The sequence below is a fragment of the Streptomyces sp. NPDC059785 genome (genome assembly GCF_042732375.1).
Lineage (GTDB): Bacteria > Actinomycetota > Actinomycetes > Streptomycetales > Streptomycetaceae > Streptomyces.
The window spans coordinates 89,088-105,676 of sequence record NZ_JBHWHV010000006.1 but is presented as its reverse complement, the minus strand read 5'-3'; the positions used below and the strand labels follow the sequence as shown (position 1 = coordinate 105,676).

The following is a 16,589-nucleotide window of genomic DNA, read 5'->3' as shown; positions in this document are numbered from 1 at the left end:
AACCCGGAAGACCGCGGGACCGGATCCGGATAATGATCGTCCCGTTGTCGGTGGCTGCCGGTAGTCTCGAAAGTACGATGACAGAGGACCTTTCACCGGCCGAGCGGTACGCGGCAGCACGGAAGCGCGCTGTCGAGCAGGCCACCGCACTCGCGTCCTTCCGCGAGATGTACGACTTCGGCCTCGACCCCTTCCAGATCGAGGCCTGCCAGGCGCTCGAAGCGGGCAAGGGCGTTCTCGTGGCCGCACCCACGGGTTCGGGCAAGACGATCGTCGGGGAGTTCGCCGTCCACCTCGCCCTCCAGCAGGGCAAGAAGTGCTTCTACACCACCCCCATCAAGGCGCTCTCCAACCAGAAGTACGCCGACCTCGCCCGCCGCTACGGCGCGGACAGGGTCGGCCTGCTCACGGGCGACAACAGCGTCAACTCCGAGGCACCGGTGGTCGTCATGACCACCGAGGTCCTGCGGAACATGCTGTACGCGGGCTCGCAGACCCTGGTCGGCCTCGGCCACGTGGTGATGGACGAGGTGCACTACCTCTCCGACCGCTTCCGCGGCGCCGTCTGGGAAGAGGTGATCATCCACCTCCCGGAGTCGGTGACCCTGGTGTCGCTCTCGGCGACGGTGTCGAACGCCGAGGAGTTCGGCGACTGGCTGGACACCGTCCGCGGCGACACCCAGGTGATCGTCTCCGAGCACCGGCCCGTGCCGCTCTTCCAGCACGTGCTCGCCGGACGCCGGATGTACGACCTGTTCGAGGAGGGCGAGGGCCACAAGAAGGCCGTCAACCCCGACCTCACCCGGCTGGCCCGGATGGAGGCGAGCCGCCCGTCGTACCAGGACCGCAGACGCGGCCGGTCGATGCGCGAGGCGGACCGCGAGCGGGAGCGGCGGCAGCGCTCGCGCGTGTGGACGCCGGGCCGCCCCGAGGTCATAGAGCGGCTCGACGCCGAGGGGCTGCTGCCCGCGATCACGTTCATCTTCAGCCGCGCGGCCTGTGAGGCCGCCGTCCAGCAGTGCCTGTACGCGGGCCTCAGACTGAACGACGACGAGGCGCGGGCGAGAGTGCGCGAGCTGGTCGAGGAGCGCACGGCCTCCATCCCGCCCGAGGACCTGCACGTCCTCGGCTACTACGAGTGGCTGGAGGGCCTGGAGCGCGGCATCGCCGCCCACCACGCGGGCATGCTGCCGACGTTCAAGGAGGTCGTCGAGGAACTGTTCGTGCGCGGCCTGGTCAAGGCCGTCTTCGCCACCGAGACCCTCGCCCTCGGCATCAACATGCCCGCCCGCTCCGTCGTCCTGGAAAAGCTCGTCAAGTGGAACGGCGAGCAGCACGCCGACATCACCCCCGGCGAGTACACCCAGCTCACCGGCCGGGCCGGCCGCCGCGGCATCGACGTCGAGGGCCATGCGGTCGTGCTGTGGCAGCGCGGCATGAACCCCGACCACCTGGCCGGGCTCGCGGGCACCCGCACGTACCCGCTGCGCTCCAGCTTCAAGCCGTCGTACAACATGGCGGTGAACCTGGTGGAGCAGTTCGGGCGGCACCGCTCGCGCGAGCTGCTGGAGACGTCCTTCGCGCAGTTCCAGGCGGACAAGTCGGTCGTCGGCATCTCCCGCCAGGTCCAGCGCAACGAGGAGGGCCTGGACGGCTACAAGGAGTCCATGACCTGCCACCTCGGGGACTTCGAGGAGTACGCGCGGCTGCGCCGCGAGCTCAAGGACCGCGAGACCGAGCTGGCCAAGCAGGGCGCGGCGCAGCGCCGCGCGGAGGCCGCCGTCGCCCTGGAGAAGCTCAAGCCGGGCGACGTCATCCACGTCCCGACGGGCAAGTACGCGGGGCTCGCGCTGGTTCTGGACCCGGGGCTGCCCGCGGGCCGCTCCAACGGTCACCGCGGCTTCGAGCACGTCGACGGGCCGCGCCCGCTGGTGCTCACCGCCGAGCGGCAGGTCAAGCGGCTCGCGTCGATGGACTTCCCGGTGCCCGTGGAGGCGCTGGAGCGGATGCGGATCCCGAAGTCCTTCAACCCGCGCTCGCCGCAGTCCCGCCGTGACCTCGCCTCCGCGCTGCGCACCAAGGCCGGGCACATCGTGCCGGACCGGATGCGCAAGAAGCGGTCCGCGGCGGCCGACGACCGCGAGATCGCCCGGCTGCGCACCGCCCTGCGCGCCCACCCCTGTCACGGGTGCGACGAGCGGGAGGACCACGCCCGCTGGGCCGAGCGCTACCACCGGCTGCTGCGCGACACCTCGCAGCTGGAGCGCCGTATCGAGGGCCGGACGAACACCATCGCCCGCACCTTCGACCGCATCGTGGCGCTCCTGACCGAGCTGGACTACCTGCGGGGCAACGAGGTCACCGAGCACGGCAAGCGCCTCGCCCGGCTCTACGGCGAGCTCGACCTGCTGGCCAGTGAATGCCTGCGCGCGGGCATCTGGGAGGGCCTCGCCCCCGCGGAACTCGCCGCCTGCGTCTCGGCGCTGGTGTACGAGTCCCGGTCCGGCGACGATGCCATGGCGCCGAAGGTGCCGTCCGGCAAGGCCAAGGCCGCGCTCGGCGAGATGGTCCGCATCTGGGGCCGTCTCGACGCGCTGGAGGAGGACTTCCGGATCAACCAGACGGAGGGCGTCGGGCAGCGCGAGCCGGATCTCGGCTTCGCCTGGGCGGCCCACCAGTGGGCGTCGGGCAAGGGCCTGGACGAGGTGCTGCGCGAGGCGGAGATGCCGGCCGGTGACTTCGTGCGGTGGTGCAAGCAGGTCATCGACGTGCTCGGCCAGATCGCGGCGGCGGCGCCGGCCACGGAGGGCGGCTCGACGGTGGCGAAGAACGCGCGTAAGGCCGTGGACGGCCTGTTGCGGGGAGTCGTGGCGTACTCGTCCGTGGGCTAGGGCGTGTGGCGAAAGTCCCGCCTGCCGCGCGACGCCATGCACGCCCTCTCGCCGCACCGGGCGAAAGCCCGAGTACGTCCAGTACGAGGGCTTCCGCCCGGCACGCCGAGAGCACGCACCTGACGCCGCGCGGCCCGCCCTTCGGGCGAACGACGGGACTTTCGCAACACGCCCTAGTCGCGCCCACGCGGCGGAGCCGCATGTCATCACAGCCCCGCGCCCCTTCAGGGCGCGGGGTTTTCGTATGCCCATACGACATTACGCACCGCGTTCGAACGTATTCGCGCCGTAGGAGTGTGGTCGACGGTACTCCTGTCGCGCGGGGGATTTCAGAGGGTCGCCGAATGTGACACGGCGTTGATCCGGTCGGATTAAGCTCGCCCGCAGCGCACCGAGTTGGGCTGAATTCGTGCGCTTGTTCCCCAAGGTGACGAAGGTCCTGATCCAGCCGACCGCACGACTGTGGAGAACCCCGACCGCTCCATGACCTTTACCCCGCTTTCCCCCAGAAAATCCCACCCCCCAGCCGATTTGTCTCAGAGGGCATACATGGTGAGTGTTCAAGCGCCTCCCGGTGGCCGCGAACTGCCGTACGCGCGCGTGCTGTTGCTGCCGGCCATACTGATGGCCGCGGTGTCCGGAACCGCCGTCGCCCTGGTGACGGGACCGGCCCGGACCGCCGTCGGCTGGTGCGGCGCCGTGGCCACGGTCCTGGTGATCGCGACCGCCGCCGAGGCCGTGCGCCGCGGTCGCGCCGTACGCGCGCTGCGCGCCGATGCCGCGCACCGCACCACGCATCTGGAACAGCGCATCGCCGGCCACGACCAGCAGATCGCGCACCTGGGCGCGGAACTCCTGCCGGCCACACTGCACCAGCTCCGCGCCGGCGTCTCCCCCGCGGAAGTGGTGCGGACCGTCATCGACGCCGACCCCGCCTACCGGGACATCCCCAAGTCCCAGCGGGACCTGATCCGGGCCGTGCTGGGCATCGTCGACCGCGAGACCGCGCTGCGCGACTCCTCCCAGCGTGCCTTCGTCAACATCGCGCGGCGCGTCCAGGCGATCGTCCACCAGCAGAACAAGGAACTGCGCGAGATGGAGGAGGACCACGGCCGCAACCCCGAGGTCTTCGACGACCTGCTGCGCATCGACCACGGCACCGCGCTGATCGGCCGGCTCGCCGACTCCATCGCGGTGCTCGGCGGCGGCCGTCCCGGACGCCAGTGGCCCGAGCCCGTACCGATGTTCAGCGTGCTGCGCGGCGCGATGTCCCGGATCCTGGAGTACCGCCGCATCGAGCTGCACTCGGTCGCGGAGGTCGCCGTCAACGGCTACTCCGTCGAGCCGCTCATCCACGCCTGCGCCGAACTGCTCGACAACGCCACCCGGTACTCGCCCCCGCAGACCCGGGTGCACGTCACCGCCATCGAGGTGCAGACCGGCATCGCCATCGAGATCGAGGACGGCGGCGTCAGCCTCAGCGAGGAGGCCCGCGGCCGGGCCGAGAACATGCTCCGCCAGGCACAGGCCGGACTCGACCTCAACGAGATCAGCGACACCCCGCGCCTCGGCCTCGCCGTCGTCGGACGCCTCTCGCAGATGTACGACATGGGGATCTCGCTGCGCCACTCCGCCTACGGCGGCGTGCGGGCCGTGCTCGTCGTGCCGCACACCATGCTCACCACCGAGGCCGCCCCCGGGCTCGCCCACGGCATCGGCGTCAACTCCGTGCCGACGATGGACACCGACGGCGTCGAGGGCCCCGCCCGCAAGCCCAAGACGCGCCGCCCCACCACCGGCCCGCGCATCCCCGGCCAGCTCGACCCGCGCGAGGACGACGTCCCCGAGGTCACCGAGTGGACGGCCAACGGACTGCCGCAGCGCCGCAGCCGGGTGAAGATCCCGCTCAGCCAGCGGATCGCCGAGACCCGGGCCCAGCAGGAGGCCGCCGAGGCCGCGGAGCAGGCACGGGCGGCGTCGTCCTGGGAGCCCGCCCCCGAGGAGAAGGAGCCCGAACCGGGGCTGTGGGTCGAGGCGTTCATGAACGGCCTGAAGGGCGACCCCGATCCGGCCGCCGCGGGCACGACCGACCGGCAGGACCGCGTCGAGGCCGACGACGAGGGGGACCTCAAGTGATCCAGCAGCGAGCCAACTTCGACTGGATGCTCAAGGAACTCGCCGACGGCGTGCCGGGCATCCACCAGATCGTGGTGCTCTCCGCCGACGGACTGCGCATCGCCCGCCACGGCGGCGACCCCGACGCCGCCGACCGCCTCGCCGCGGCCTGCGCGGGCCTGCAGAGCCTCGCCGGTGCCGTGGCCGGCGAGATCCCCCGCAGCGACGGCCGGATGCGCATGGTCATCATCGAGATCGACGGCGGCTACTTCTATCTGATGTCGGCGGGCGCCAACGCCTACCTCGCGGTGCTCGCCGACCAGACCGCGGACGCCGGGCTGATGAGCAACCGGATGCGCGACCTCGTCGTCCGGATCGGCGCCCACCTGACGAGTCCGCCCCGGCGCAACGGGCAGACCGTATGACTCCTCCCCAACGCCAGCGGCGCCTGCCGAAGAAGACGGAGCCTCCCGAGCCCGCCGCGCCGGAACGGGAGAAAAAGGCCCCGGAGCGGCTGTACATCCTCACGGGAGGGGGCGAGGGCGACGCGCGCGCCCCGCTCGACCTGGTCACCCTGATCGTGACGCGCGCCGACGAACCCCCCGCCAACGCCCAGCCGGAGCAGGCCGCCGTACTCCGGCTCTGCACCGCCCCTCTGTCCGTGGCCGAACTCTCGGCCTATCTGAATCTGCCGTTCAGCGTGGTGACCGTCCTGCTCACCGAGTTGCTGGCGGCCGAACTGGTACAGGCACGCGCCCCGATCGTCCGCTCGGCGCTCCCCGACCGTTCCCTCCTCGAAGCGGTGATGCATGGACTTCAAAAGCTCTGACACCGTCACGGGCCCTCGTGTCGAGGACCATCTGCCGCACACGGCGCAGGCCGCCGTGAAGGTCGTGATCGTGGGCGGTTTCGGGGTCGGCAAGACGACCATGGTCGGCTCGGTCAGCGAGATCAGGCCGCTGACCACCGAGGAGACCATGACGCAGGCCGGCGTCGGGGTCGACGACAACTACGGCTCGGAGAGCAAGACGGCCACCACGGTCGCCATGGACTTCGGCCGCATCAGCATCACGGACCAGCTGGTGCTGTACCTGTTCGGCACACCCGGCCAGGAACGCTTCTGGTTCCTGTGGAACGGGCTGTTCGAAGGCGCTCTCGGCGCGGTCGTCCTCATCGACACCCGCCGCCTCGAGGTCAGCTTCGACGTCATAGGGCGTCTGGAGGAGAAGGGTGTCCCGTTCGTCGTCGCCGTGAACGACTTCCCGGACGCGCCCGGCTATCCGGTGGAGGACCTGCGGACGGCGCTCGACCTGCCCCCGGAGATCCCCATCATCAAGTGCGACGCGCGGCGCCGGGCCTCCAGCCGGGACGTGCTGATGACGCTGATGCGCTTCCTGCACTCCCTCGCGATGACGTCCAGGCCCGCGTAGCCCGCGGTCTCCCGGCGCCCGCCTCCCGGTGCCCGTACGCGTCCCACGTACGGGCACCGGGGCCCGCGCCCCTCGGCGCCGCACCGGCGCCCGCGCACGACTGTCCCGCGCACGATCCGTCCCGAGTACGAACCGTCCCGCGCACGATCCGTCCCGCGTACGGCCGGTCCCGCGTCGTACGAGCCATTCCCCTTGCCATGACACCGGATCCACTTCAGTTTCGGAGCGACCACCGTGACGCCTGAACACCACCTCCCGACCGGCATGGACGACCTCACCCTCGGCCCGCCGCCCGGCTGCCCCGCCCACGACGCGGGCACGGGGCCCGGCGGGCTGCGCCGGCTCCACGGCCCCGAGGCGGAGGACCTGTCCGCCCTGTACGAGAAGCTCCGCGCCGAGCACGGGCCGGTCGCGCCCGCGCTGATCCACGAGGACGTGCCCGTCTGGGTGGTCCTCGGCCACAGCGAGAACCTGCACATGGTGCGCACCCCCTCGCAGTTCTGCCGCGACAGCCGGCTGTGGACCGCCGTGCAGGACGGCACGATCGCCCCCACCCACCCGCTGCTGCCGCACATCATGTGGCAGCCCATCTGCGCGTTCGCGGAGGGCGACGAGCATCTGCGGCAGCGCGGCGCGGTCACCGGCGCCATGTCGACCATCGACCACCGCGGCACCCGCCGGCACATCAACCGGGCGACCCAGGAGCTCGTCAACGCGTTCTGCGAGCGCGGCACCGCCGACCTGGTCAGCCAGTTCGCCGAGCATCTGCCGATGGCGGTGATGTGCGAGATCCTCGGCATGCCGGAGGAGTACAACGAGCGCATGGTGCAGGCGGCCCGCGACATGCTCAGGGGCAGCGAGACGGCCATCGCCAGCAACGAGTACGTCATGGGGGCGCTGACCCGGCTCACCGCGCGCCGCCGGGCCCAGCCCGAGGAGGACTTCACCAGCCACCTCATCGGCCACCCGGCGCGGTTCACCGACGACGAGGTCGCCGAGCACCTGCGGCTCGTCCTCATCGCCGCCTACGAGGCGACCGCCAACCTCATCGCGAACGTGCTGCGGATGGTCCTCACCGATCCGCGCTTCCGCGCCCAGCTCAGCGGCGGGCAGATGACGGTGCCGGAGGCGGTCGAGCAGTCCCTGTGGGACGAGCCGCCGTTCAGCACCGTCCTCGGCTACTTCGCCAAGCAGGACACGGAGCTGGGCGGCCGGCGCATCCGCCGGGGCGACGGGCTGCTCCTCGGCATGGCGCCGGGCAACGTCGATCCGCGCGTGCGCCCCGATCTGGCCGCGAACATGCAGGGCAACCGTTCGCACCTCGCCTTCGGCGGCGGCCCGCACGAGTGCCCGGGCCAGGACATCGGCCGTGCCATCGCGGACACCGGTGTCGACGCGCTGCTGATGCGGCTGCCTGACGTGCAGCTCGACTGCGCGGAGCACGAGCTGCGCTGGCGGTCCTCGATCGCTTCGCGCCACCTGGTGCAGCTGCCCGTGCGGTTCGCGCCGAAGCCGCCGCAGGACGTCAGCCAGCGGCCCGGCGTGCATCCGGTGCCGCGGCCGCGGCCGGGCTGGCAGGTCACGACGGCCCGGCCCGAGCCGCTGGTGCCGCCCGCCCGGCCGCTGGACCCCGAGCCCGCGCGCCCGGCGGCGGAGCCCACCGCCCGGCTCGGCGCCTGGCAGCGCTTCCTGCGCTGGTGGCGCGGCTACTGAGCCGGCGGACACACCGGCCCGGTGTCACCCGGCCCAGCCGGCGTGGTCCGACCAGGCGCCCAGGGTCCGGGCGGAGCGGAACCGGTGCTCGAGCCCCGTGACCGGGTCGGTGAACTCCAGTGACCGCGCGAGCAGTTGCAGCGGACGCCGGAAGTCACCGGCCGGCACGGGGCCGGTCACCAGCGGATAGAGCGGGTCGCCGAGGATCGGGATGCCCAGGGCGCTCAGATGCACCCGGAGCTGGTGGGTCTGTCCGGTGGCCGGGGTCAGCCGGTAGCGGCCGAGACCGGCCCGGTGCTCGATCAGCTCGACACGGCTGACGGCGTTCGGCTCGCCCTCGACCTCCCGTGCGGCCAGGATCCCGCGCTCCTTCAGGATCCGGCTGCGCACGGTGCGCGGCAGCCCGAGCCCCGGGTCGTACGGGGCCACGGCCTCGTACTCCTTCGTCACCCGCCGGTCGCGGAACAGCGCCTGGTACGCGCCGCGTTCCCGCGGCTCGACGGTGAACAGCACGAGTCCGGCGGTGAGCCGGTCCAGGCGGTGCGCGGCGCCCAGCGCCGGGATGTCCAGCTCCCGGCGCAGCCGGGCGAGCGCGGTCTCGGTGACGTGGCTGCCGCGCGGGGTGGTGGCGAGGAAGTGCGGTTTGTCGGCGACGACGATGTGGTCGTCGCGGTAGACGACGTCCAGCGGGAACGGCACCCGTTCCTCGTCGGGCAGGTCCCGGTGGAACCACACGAACATGCCGGGCACATAGGGGGTGTCGGCCCGTACGGGCTGCCCGTCCGCGCCGACGAACAGCCCCGCCCCGAGCATCTCGTCGATCACCCCGGGTCCGGGCTTGAGCCGCGCCACCAGGTACGCGCGCACGGTGGCCACGGCCGTGTCCTGCGGCAGTTTGATCCGCACGGGATCGACCCCGTCACGCTGCGGCAGGGGAGAGGGCGGGATCCGGGTCTTGCGTCTCATCCCGGGCAAGATTACGGGGGGTGACGGGGAGTGCGGTACGGCGGTCCCGGGGCAGGGCGCGGGCCGGCCGGCATGACCGGTCCCGTGCGGCGGTGCGGTGCGGGCGGGTGCGGGGTCAGGGCACCCGGCCGGGGGCTGTTCGCAGGCACTGCGGGCCGTGAAGGTCAGGCGGACTCCGGGTCGCGGAGGTCACGCGGACAGCGTGCCGCGCAGGTTACGCGGACAGTGGGCCGTGAAAACAACGCGGATCGCGGGACGCTGAGGTCACGCGGTCGCGGAGGTCAGGCGCACCGCGGGGAGCGGAGGTCACGCGGATCGCGGGACTCGGAGATGGCGCGGTCGCGGAGGTCACCCGGATCGTGGGCCACGGAGGTGACCCGGACCACGGGCCGCGAAGGCTACGCGGGAGTCTCCTGCTCCGCCTCCACCTGGGCGTTCCACTCGCGCTTGGAGGCCTGCCAGCCGTCCTCGTTGTGGCCGAGGCGCCAGTAGCCGGAGATCGACAGGTCCTCGCGCGGGATCTCGCGCTCGACGCGCAGCAGGCGGCGCAGCTCCTTCACGAAGCCCGCCTCGCCGTGCACGAAGGCGTGCAGCCGGCCCTCGGGCCAGTCCAGCGCGCGCACGGCCTCCAGCAGGGCCTGGCCGGCCGGGCGGTCCCCGCGGTGCAGCCAGACGATCTCCGCGTCGGAGTCGATCTTCTGCTCCTCCTCGGGTCCGGAGATCTCGATGAACGCGCGGACGTCGGCACCGGCGGGCAGCGCCTCCAGGGCGGCCGCGATGGCGGGCAGGGCGCTCTCGTCACCGGCCAGCAGATGCCAGTCGGCGCTCTCGTCGGGTGCGTACGCGCCGCCCGGGCCGAGGAAGCGGACCAGCTCGCCCGGCTGGACGCGGGCGGCCCACGGCCCGGCCAGGCCCTCGTCGCCGTGCACCACGAAGTCGATGGTGAGCTCGCGCAGTTCGGCGTTCCAGTGCCGCACCGTGTAGGTGCGGGTCACGGGCCACTGCTCGCGCGGGAACTCCTCGCGGATCCGCTGGATGTCGAACGGCTCGGGGTAGCTGACGCCCTCCGCGCCGAAGAGCAGCTTCACGTAGTGGTCGGTGCAGGTGCCCGCGGTGAACTCGGCGAGCCCGTCGCCGCCGAAGACGATCCGCTGCATGTGCGGGGTCAGCCGCTCCGTGCGCACGACCCGCGCGGAGTGGGGCTTCGGGGTTTTGCGTGCCGGACGCTCTGCCATGACGGCCTCCAAGTTCACTTGCTTAGGCTTACCTAAGTTAGCACCTCCCTCCAGTTAACACGTCATACCTGAAGAGTCGACCGCAACCGGGTCAACGAACCACCGAGTCCCCAGCGAGCAGCCAGTTCCTCCAGGACGGCCGGGTCGCGGGGCTCCCGGGGCAGCGCCGTACCGGTCTGCGGCAGCGGTACGTCGTCGGCCACCCTCACCACCTTCGGTGCCACGGACACGTACGGGCGCGACTCGTCGAGGCGTCTGCGCTGCGACGGGGTCAGCCTGGCCTTCGGGTCGTCCACCGCGGCCATGATCCCGGCGAGGTCGCCGAATTCGGCGAGCAGTCTGGCCGCCGTTTTCTCGCCGATTCCCGGGACGCCCGGCAGGCCGTCGCTCGGGTCGCCGCGCAGCAGGGCCAGATCCGCGTAGCCGCGGCCGTCGACGCCGTACTTCTCGCGCAGCCAGGTCTCGTCGGTGAGCTGGAGGGTGCCGACGCCCTTGAGGGGGTAGAGCACGCGGATGTGCCGCTCGTCGTCGACCAGTTGGTAGAGGTCGCGGTCGCCGGTGACGATGTCGACGGGGCCGCCGGCGCGGGCGGTGAAGGTGCCGATGACGTCGTCGGCCTCGTAGCCCGCGACGCCGACGCGGGCGATGCCGAGGGCGTCGAGGACCTGCTCGATGACCGGGACCTGGGGCGACAGGGTGTCCGGCACCTCTTCCCGGTCGGGGCCCTGCGGGCGCTCCTCGGCGACGCGGTGCGCCTTGTAGGAGGGGATCAGGTCGACGCGCCACTGCGGGCGCCAGTCCGCGTCCATGCAGGCCACGAGGGAGTCGGGGCGGTGGTCCTTGACCAGGCGGTCGATGAAATCGAGCAGTCCGCGCACGGCGTTGACGGGTGTGCCGTCGGGGGCCTTCACCGATTCGGGCACGCCGAAGTAGGCCCGGAAGTACAGGGATGCGGTGTCGAGCAGCATGAGGCGTCTGGTCACCCTTCGCATCATGCCGTACGACACCGACAGTCACCGGTCGGTGCCGTGGGCGCCGGGTCGCGGCCTGTGGAGGGGCTGTGACGAGCATGTACACGCTAAACGTAAACATATTGTGAAGTGGATCACTCAAGAGTTTGGTACGGACAAGTGGGGGCAGGCGCGCTGCCGGAGCGAAGCCGATCGCATTTTCAACCACACCTGACAAATGCCACCCGGTTGTGCGGGCGGAACCCGCCTCGCTCCACGGCCCGCCGACGGGGGAGGCGGGCCGTCGTGGTTCGAGATGAGAGGCGCCCGTGGCAGCCACGCTAGAGGCGGAACATCTGTACAAGGTGTTCGGCAGACGACCCGAAGACGCGGTGGAGAAGCTCCGCGAAGGAGCCGACCGAGACGAACTGCGCGCCGACGGCACCACCGCCGCGGTGATCGACGCCTCGTTCACGGTGGAGCCCGGCCAGATCTTCGTGGTCATGGGCCTGTCCGGATCGGGCAAGTCGACCCTGTTGCGCATGCTCAACGGTCTCCTTGAGCCGACCGCGGGCAAGGTGCGGTTCGCCGGACAGGACCTGACCGGACTGAGCGCCCGGGACCTGCGCGAGGTCCGCTCCAACAAGATCAGCATGGTCTTCCAGCACTTCGCGCTCTTCCCGCACCGCAGCGTCCGTGAGAACGCCGCCTACGGCCTGGAAGTGCAGGGCGTGCCCGCGGCCGAGCGCAGGAAGCGGGCCGAGGAGGCCCTGGAGCTGGTCGGACTCGGTGGCTGGGAGAAGTCCTGGCCGGACGAGCTCTCCGGCGGCATGCAGCAGCGCGTGGGCCTGGCCCGCGCCCTGGCCACCGATGCCGACCTGCTGCTGATGGACGAGTCCTTCAGCGCGCTCGACCCGCTGATCCGCCGCGACATGCAGGACCAGCTCATCGAGTTGCAGAAGAAGCTCAAGAAAACCATCGTCTTCATCACGCACGACCTCAACGAGGCCATGCGCCTGGGCGACCGGATCGCCGTGATGCGCGACGGCCGCATCGTCCAGATCGGCAGCGCCGAGGACATCCTGGTGCGCCCCGCCAACGACTACGTCGCCTCCTTCACCCAGGACGTCGACCGCTCCCGCGTCCTGACCGCGGAGTCCGTCATGGAGACCGAGGGCCTGCGCGGCGACGAGGCCGACTGCGGCTGCGAGACCGCCGGCCTCGACACGCCCTTCACCGAGCTGTGCGCCATCAGCGCCCGGCTGACGCACCCGGTCGCGGTCCTGGACGGTAAACGCAGACTCGTCGGGGTCGTGCCCCGGCAACGGCTGATCGGCTTCCTCGGCGACCAGCAGGGCGAGCCCGCCGCCTGCGACTCCCCGCGCGACAACGGCGCCGAGGCGGTGAAGGCCAGTGCCTAGGATCCCCTTCGGCGACTGGGTCAACGACGCGGTCGACTGGCTGCTGAACCACATGGCGTGGCTCTTCGACTTCTTCAAGACCGTCTTCCTGGGCGCCTACGACGGCATCAACGCCGTCCTCCAGGCCCCGGAACCGCTGCTCCTCGCCGGTATCTTCGCTGTCATCGCCTTCTGGCTGCGCGGCGTCTCCGCCGGTGTCCTCGCGTTCGTGGGCTTCGCCTTCATCGACTCCCTCGAACTGTGGGAGGACGCGATGGTGACCCTCTCGCTCGTCCTCGTGGCGACCATCATCGCGCTGGTCATATCCGTGCCCGTGGGCATCTGGGCGGCCCGCTCCAGCCGGGTCAGCGGAGTGGTCCGGCCGATCCTCGACTTCATGCAGACGCTCCCGGCGATGATCTACCTCATCCCGGCGATCCTGTTCTTCGGCACCGGCGCCCCCGCGGGCATCGTCGCCACCCTGATCTTCGCCCTCGCTCCGGGCGTCCGGATGACCGAACTCGGCATCCGCCAGGTCGACGAGGAACTGGTCGAGGCCGCCGACGCGTTCGGTACCACGCCCCGCAGCACCCTGCTGCGCATCCAGCTCCCGCTGGCCCTGCCCACCGTCATGGCCGGTGTCAACCAGGTCATCATGCTGGGCCTGTCCATGGCCGCGATCGCCGGCATGGTCGGCACCGGCGGCCTCGGCGGCGACGTCAACGAGGCCATCGGCCAGCTCAACGTGGGCCTCGGCTCCGAGGCCGGTGTCGCCATCGTCATCCTGGCGATCTACCTGGACCGCATGACCAGCGCGCTCGGCACCCAGGTGTCGCCGCTCGGCCGCCGGGCCGCGGCGAAGCTGCGCGCCGCCCAGGGCCTGAAGATCTGGTCCTACCGGCCCCGGCCCGCCGTGGCCGTGGTCGGCGTGGTCGTGCTCGCGCTGGTCGCGGGCGGCATGGGCATCTTCGGCTCCTCCACGGGCGGCACGTCCACCGCCGCCGACGGCGAGAACGTCGGCCAGGGCAAGAAGGTGACCATCGGCTACGTCCCCTGGGACGAGGGCGTCGCTTCCACGTACCTGTGGAAGGAGATCCTGGAACAGCGCGGATTCAAGGTCGACGCCAAGCAGTTCGACGCCGGACCGCTCTACACCTCGCTCGCCCAGGGCAACGTCGACTTCGACACCAACGCCTGGCTGCCGACCACGCACGAGCAGTACTGGAAGAAGTACGGCAAGCAGCTCGACGACCTGGGCTCCTGGTACGACGAGACGTCCCTGGAGCTGACCGTCCCGGCGTACATGGACGACGTCGACTCCCTCGCGGATCTCAAGGACCACGCCGACGAATTCGGCGGCAAGATCACCGGCATCGAGTCCAGCGCCGGTGAGATGAGCATGGTCAAGAGCAAGATCCTCAAGGCGTACGGCCTGGAGAAGGACTTCAAGGTCGTCGACAGCTCCACGCCCGCCATGCTGGCCGAGCTCAAGAGCGCGATCGCCAAGAAGAAGCCGATCGTCGTCACGCTGTGGTCGCCGCACTGGGCGTACAACGACTACGACCTGAAGAAGCTCGAGGACCCCAAGGGCGCCTGGGGCCAGGGCGACGGTGTGCACGCGGTCGCCCGCAAGGGCTTCGCCGACGACAATCCGACCGTCGCGAAGTGGCTGAAGAACTTCAAGATGACGGAGAAGCAGCTCACCGGCCTCGAAGCGGAGATCAACAAGGCGGGCAAGGGCAAGCAGCAGGACGCGGTGCGCACCTGGCTGAAGCAGAACCCCGACGTCGTCGACAAGCTCGCCCCGGTCGAGAAGTCGTCCGGCACCCCGGCCGAGGCCAAGCGGACCGTGAACGTCGCCTGGTTCCCCTGGGACGAGGACATCGCCGTCACCTACCTGTGGAAGGACGTCCTGGCCCGGCGCGGCTACAAGCTGAACCTGAAGCAGATGGACGTCGGCCCGGTCTACACCGGCCTGGCCGGCGGCGACATCGACCTCAACTTCGACGCGTGGCTGCCCTACGCCCAGTCGAACTACTGGGAGAAGAACAAGGACAACCTGACCGACCTCGGCACCTGGTACGAGCCGACGTCCCTGGAGATCGCGGTCCCGTCCTACGTCAAGGGCGTCAAGTCCCTGGCGGACCTGAAGGGCAAGGCCGACACCTTCGACGGGAAGATCATCGGCATCGAGCCGGGCACCGGTGAGATGAGCCTGCTCAAGGACAAGGTGCTGCCGGGCTACGGCCTGGACAAGGAGTACAAGGTCGTCGACGGCTCCACGCCCGCGATGCTCGCCGAGCTCAAGCGGGCCCTCGCCAAGAAGGAGCCGGTCGCGGTGACCCTGTGGTCCCCGCACTGGGCCTACAGCGAGTACGACCTGACCAAGCTGGCGGACGGCAAGAAGCTGTTCGGCGAGGGCAACACCATCCGGACCATCGCCAGCAAGGACTTCACCTCGCAGTACCCGCAGCTCACGAAGTGGATCAAGAACTTCAAGATGAGCGAGGACGAACTCGGCAGCCTGGAGGCCGAGATCAACAAGCGCGGCAAGGGGCACGAGGAGGACGCCGTCTCCGCGTGGCTGAAGGAGCACCCGGACATGGTGGACCGGATGACCCCGCAGTAGTCACCCGCGGTCCGGCCCCGGCCGGCCGCGTCGAGGGGCGGGTCTTCCCGCACGGAGCCTCCGTGCGGCGAAGGCCCGCCCCTCGCGGTGTGTCCGGGCGGCGGCACCCGGACGGGGGGCGTCCGCCGCGTGTCGTACCCGGGGCACGTGGTGCGTCCGACGGCATACCGGGGGCGCACGGGGGCGCGTACGAGCTGCTCGTCCTCCTTGTGCACCAGCGCATTCCGGCCAACCGCGGCCGCCGTCCGCGGCCGGCCGGGACGGCGGTGCCCGGTGCCCCTACCGGCGGATGCGGCCATCGGGGCGGTACGCCGCGCGCCGTCTCCGACCGGGTACGACGCCGGGGCCCGTACCAGGCCGCCGCGGGGTCCGGCCGAGCGCGCCCGTGACACCGCCGGCCGCCGACTGCGCGCGCCCGCGGCGGCGTTGGCCTGCCCCTTCGCGCACCCGGGCCCGGCGGGCACCGCCCGGCCGGGGACGGCCCTCCCGTGGCGCGAAGTGTCGGGCCCGGTGTCATCCGATGTGACAGCGATGTGACGGGCGCATGAAACGGTTTGCCGAACATGCGTAGGGTGCAGAGAACTCATCAGAAGCGGTGCGGTAAAGAAGTAGTCACAGGCAGCGGACCGACGAGTGAAGGAGGGAGCCGGAGCGATGGGCGACCACAAAGAACAGCCCCTTCGGGTGGGCGCGGCCGTCCGGCGGCGGCGCCGGGCACTGGAGCTCACCCTCGCCGTCGTCGCCGAGCGCAGCGGCCTGTCCGTGCCCTTCCTCAGCCAGGTGGAGAACGAACGGGCCCGGCCCAGCAGGCGTTCCCTGGAGCGGCTCGCCGACGCCCTCGGTACCAGCGCCGGTGAGCTGCTCGCCGCGGCCGACCCGGCGTGCAGCGTCGACGTCGTGCGCGCCGAGACCCCCGACGGCACCGACTTCGCCGCGGAGGCCCGGGTGCGTCCCCTGGTCCGCGGCCACCACCAGCTGCACGCCACGGAGTTCACCGGCGACCACGACCCGGGCCGTGAACTCCAGTGCCGCAACGACCAGTTGATGTACGTCGCGGACGGCGCCGTCGAGGTCGAGGCGGAGGGCCGCGCACACCGGCTCGGCCGCGGCGACACCCTCTATCTGACCGGCGGGGTGCGCCACCGCTGGCGGGCGACCGTCCGGGACACCCGGGTGATCGTGGTCGCCGTCGCCGAGCACATCGACGCGGTGGAGGACCGGCGCGCCTTCGGGGCCCGCTGAGGTGCCGCCACCGCGGGT

The 16,589-nt window shown here is 71.1% G+C and carries 12 protein-coding genes; 9 read left to right on the top strand and 3 right to left on the bottom strand.

All coding sequences use genetic code 11. From position 1 onward, the window contains the following. The first annotated feature begins 32 nt into the window (after nucleotides 1–32). The 6 genes from ACFV6E_RS06535 to ACFV6E_RS06510 all read left to right on the top strand — a co-directional run bounded on the left by ACFV6E_RS06535 (nucleotide 33) and on the right by ACFV6E_RS06510 (nucleotide 8,149). Nucleotides 33–2,891, top strand: a complete 2,859-nt coding sequence (locus ACFV6E_RS06535; protein ID WP_385459690.1) for a DEAD/DEAH box helicase — start codon at nucleotides 33–35, stop codon at nucleotides 2,889–2,891. Nucleotides 2,892–3,440: 549 nt separating this feature from the next. Next, nucleotides 3,441–5,027, top strand: a complete 1,587-nt coding sequence (locus ACFV6E_RS06530; RefSeq protein ID WP_385171259.1) for an ATP-binding protein — start codon at nucleotides 3,441–3,443, stop codon at nucleotides 5,025–5,027. Beyond that, nucleotides 5,024–5,431 carry a roadblock/LC7 domain-containing protein gene (locus ACFV6E_RS06525; protein ID WP_385171257.1) on the top strand — a complete coding sequence of 136 codons (408 nt, stop codon included), beginning with the start codon at nucleotides 5,024–5,026 and terminating at the stop codon, nucleotides 5,429–5,431. Before ACFV6E_RS06530 ends, ACFV6E_RS06525 begins: the two co-directional genes overlap by 4 nt. Beyond that, on the top strand, nucleotides 5,428–5,835 hold the full coding sequence (locus tag ACFV6E_RS06520) for a DUF742 domain-containing protein (RefSeq protein WP_385171255.1): 408 nt from the start codon (nucleotides 5,428–5,430) through the stop codon (nucleotides 5,833–5,835). Before ACFV6E_RS06525 ends, ACFV6E_RS06520 begins: the two co-directional genes overlap by 4 nt. Next, the gene (locus ACFV6E_RS06515; RefSeq protein WP_385171252.1) at nucleotides 5,816–6,436 is read left to right on the top strand and encodes an ATP/GTP-binding protein; all 621 of its coding nucleotides are present in this window, start codon (nucleotides 5,816–5,818) and stop codon (nucleotides 6,434–6,436) included. Before ACFV6E_RS06520 ends, ACFV6E_RS06515 begins: the two co-directional genes overlap by 20 nt. A 234-nt stretch (nucleotides 6,437–6,670) precedes the next feature. Next, nucleotides 6,671–8,149, top strand: a complete 1,479-nt coding sequence (locus ACFV6E_RS06510) for a cytochrome P450 (RefSeq protein ID WP_385171249.1) — start codon at nucleotides 6,671–6,673, stop codon at nucleotides 8,147–8,149. A gap of 24 nt (nucleotides 8,150–8,173) precedes the next feature. Here the strand turns inward: ACFV6E_RS06510 and ACFV6E_RS06505 are convergent, their stop codons facing one another. From ACFV6E_RS06505 to ACFV6E_RS06495, 3 genes are all read right to left on the bottom strand, one after another. Then, the gene (locus ACFV6E_RS06505; RefSeq protein ID WP_385171247.1) at nucleotides 8,174–9,115 is read right to left on the bottom strand and encodes an RluA family pseudouridine synthase; all 942 of its coding nucleotides are present in this window, start codon (nucleotides 9,113–9,115) and stop codon (nucleotides 8,174–8,176) included. A 398-nt stretch (nucleotides 9,116–9,513) separates the two neighbouring features. Further along, the gene (locus ACFV6E_RS06500) at nucleotides 9,514–10,350 is read right to left on the bottom strand and encodes a siderophore-interacting protein (RefSeq protein WP_385171244.1); all 837 of its coding nucleotides are present in this window, start codon (nucleotides 10,348–10,350) and stop codon (nucleotides 9,514–9,516) included. Between the two features lie 62 nt (nucleotides 10,351–10,412). Beyond that, on the bottom strand, nucleotides 10,413–11,342 hold the full coding sequence (locus ACFV6E_RS06495) for a 5'-3' exonuclease H3TH domain-containing protein (protein WP_385171261.1): 930 nt from the start codon (nucleotides 11,340–11,342) through the stop codon (nucleotides 10,413–10,415). A 287-nt stretch (nucleotides 11,343–11,629) separates the two neighbouring features. Between ACFV6E_RS06495 and ACFV6E_RS06490 the strand changes: the two genes are divergently transcribed. From ACFV6E_RS06490 to ACFV6E_RS06480, 3 genes are all read left to right on the top strand, one after another. After that, on the top strand, nucleotides 11,630–12,721 hold the full coding sequence (locus ACFV6E_RS06490; RefSeq protein ID WP_385171241.1) for a glycine betaine/L-proline ABC transporter ATP-binding protein: 1,092 nt from the start codon (nucleotides 11,630–11,632) through the stop codon (nucleotides 12,719–12,721). Continuing rightward, entirely contained in the window at nucleotides 12,714–15,329 is a 2,616-nt protein-coding gene (locus ACFV6E_RS06485; RefSeq protein ID WP_385171239.1) for an ABC transporter permease/substrate binding protein, read from the top strand. The genes ACFV6E_RS06490 and ACFV6E_RS06485 overlap by 8 nt, the downstream gene beginning before the upstream one ends. Before the next feature lie 654 nt (nucleotides 15,330–15,983). Beyond that, on the top strand, nucleotides 15,984–16,571 hold the full coding sequence (locus tag ACFV6E_RS06480) for a helix-turn-helix domain-containing protein (protein ID WP_385171236.1): 588 nt from the start codon (nucleotides 15,984–15,986) through the stop codon (nucleotides 16,569–16,571). Nucleotides 16,572–16,589 lie beyond the last annotated feature (18 nt).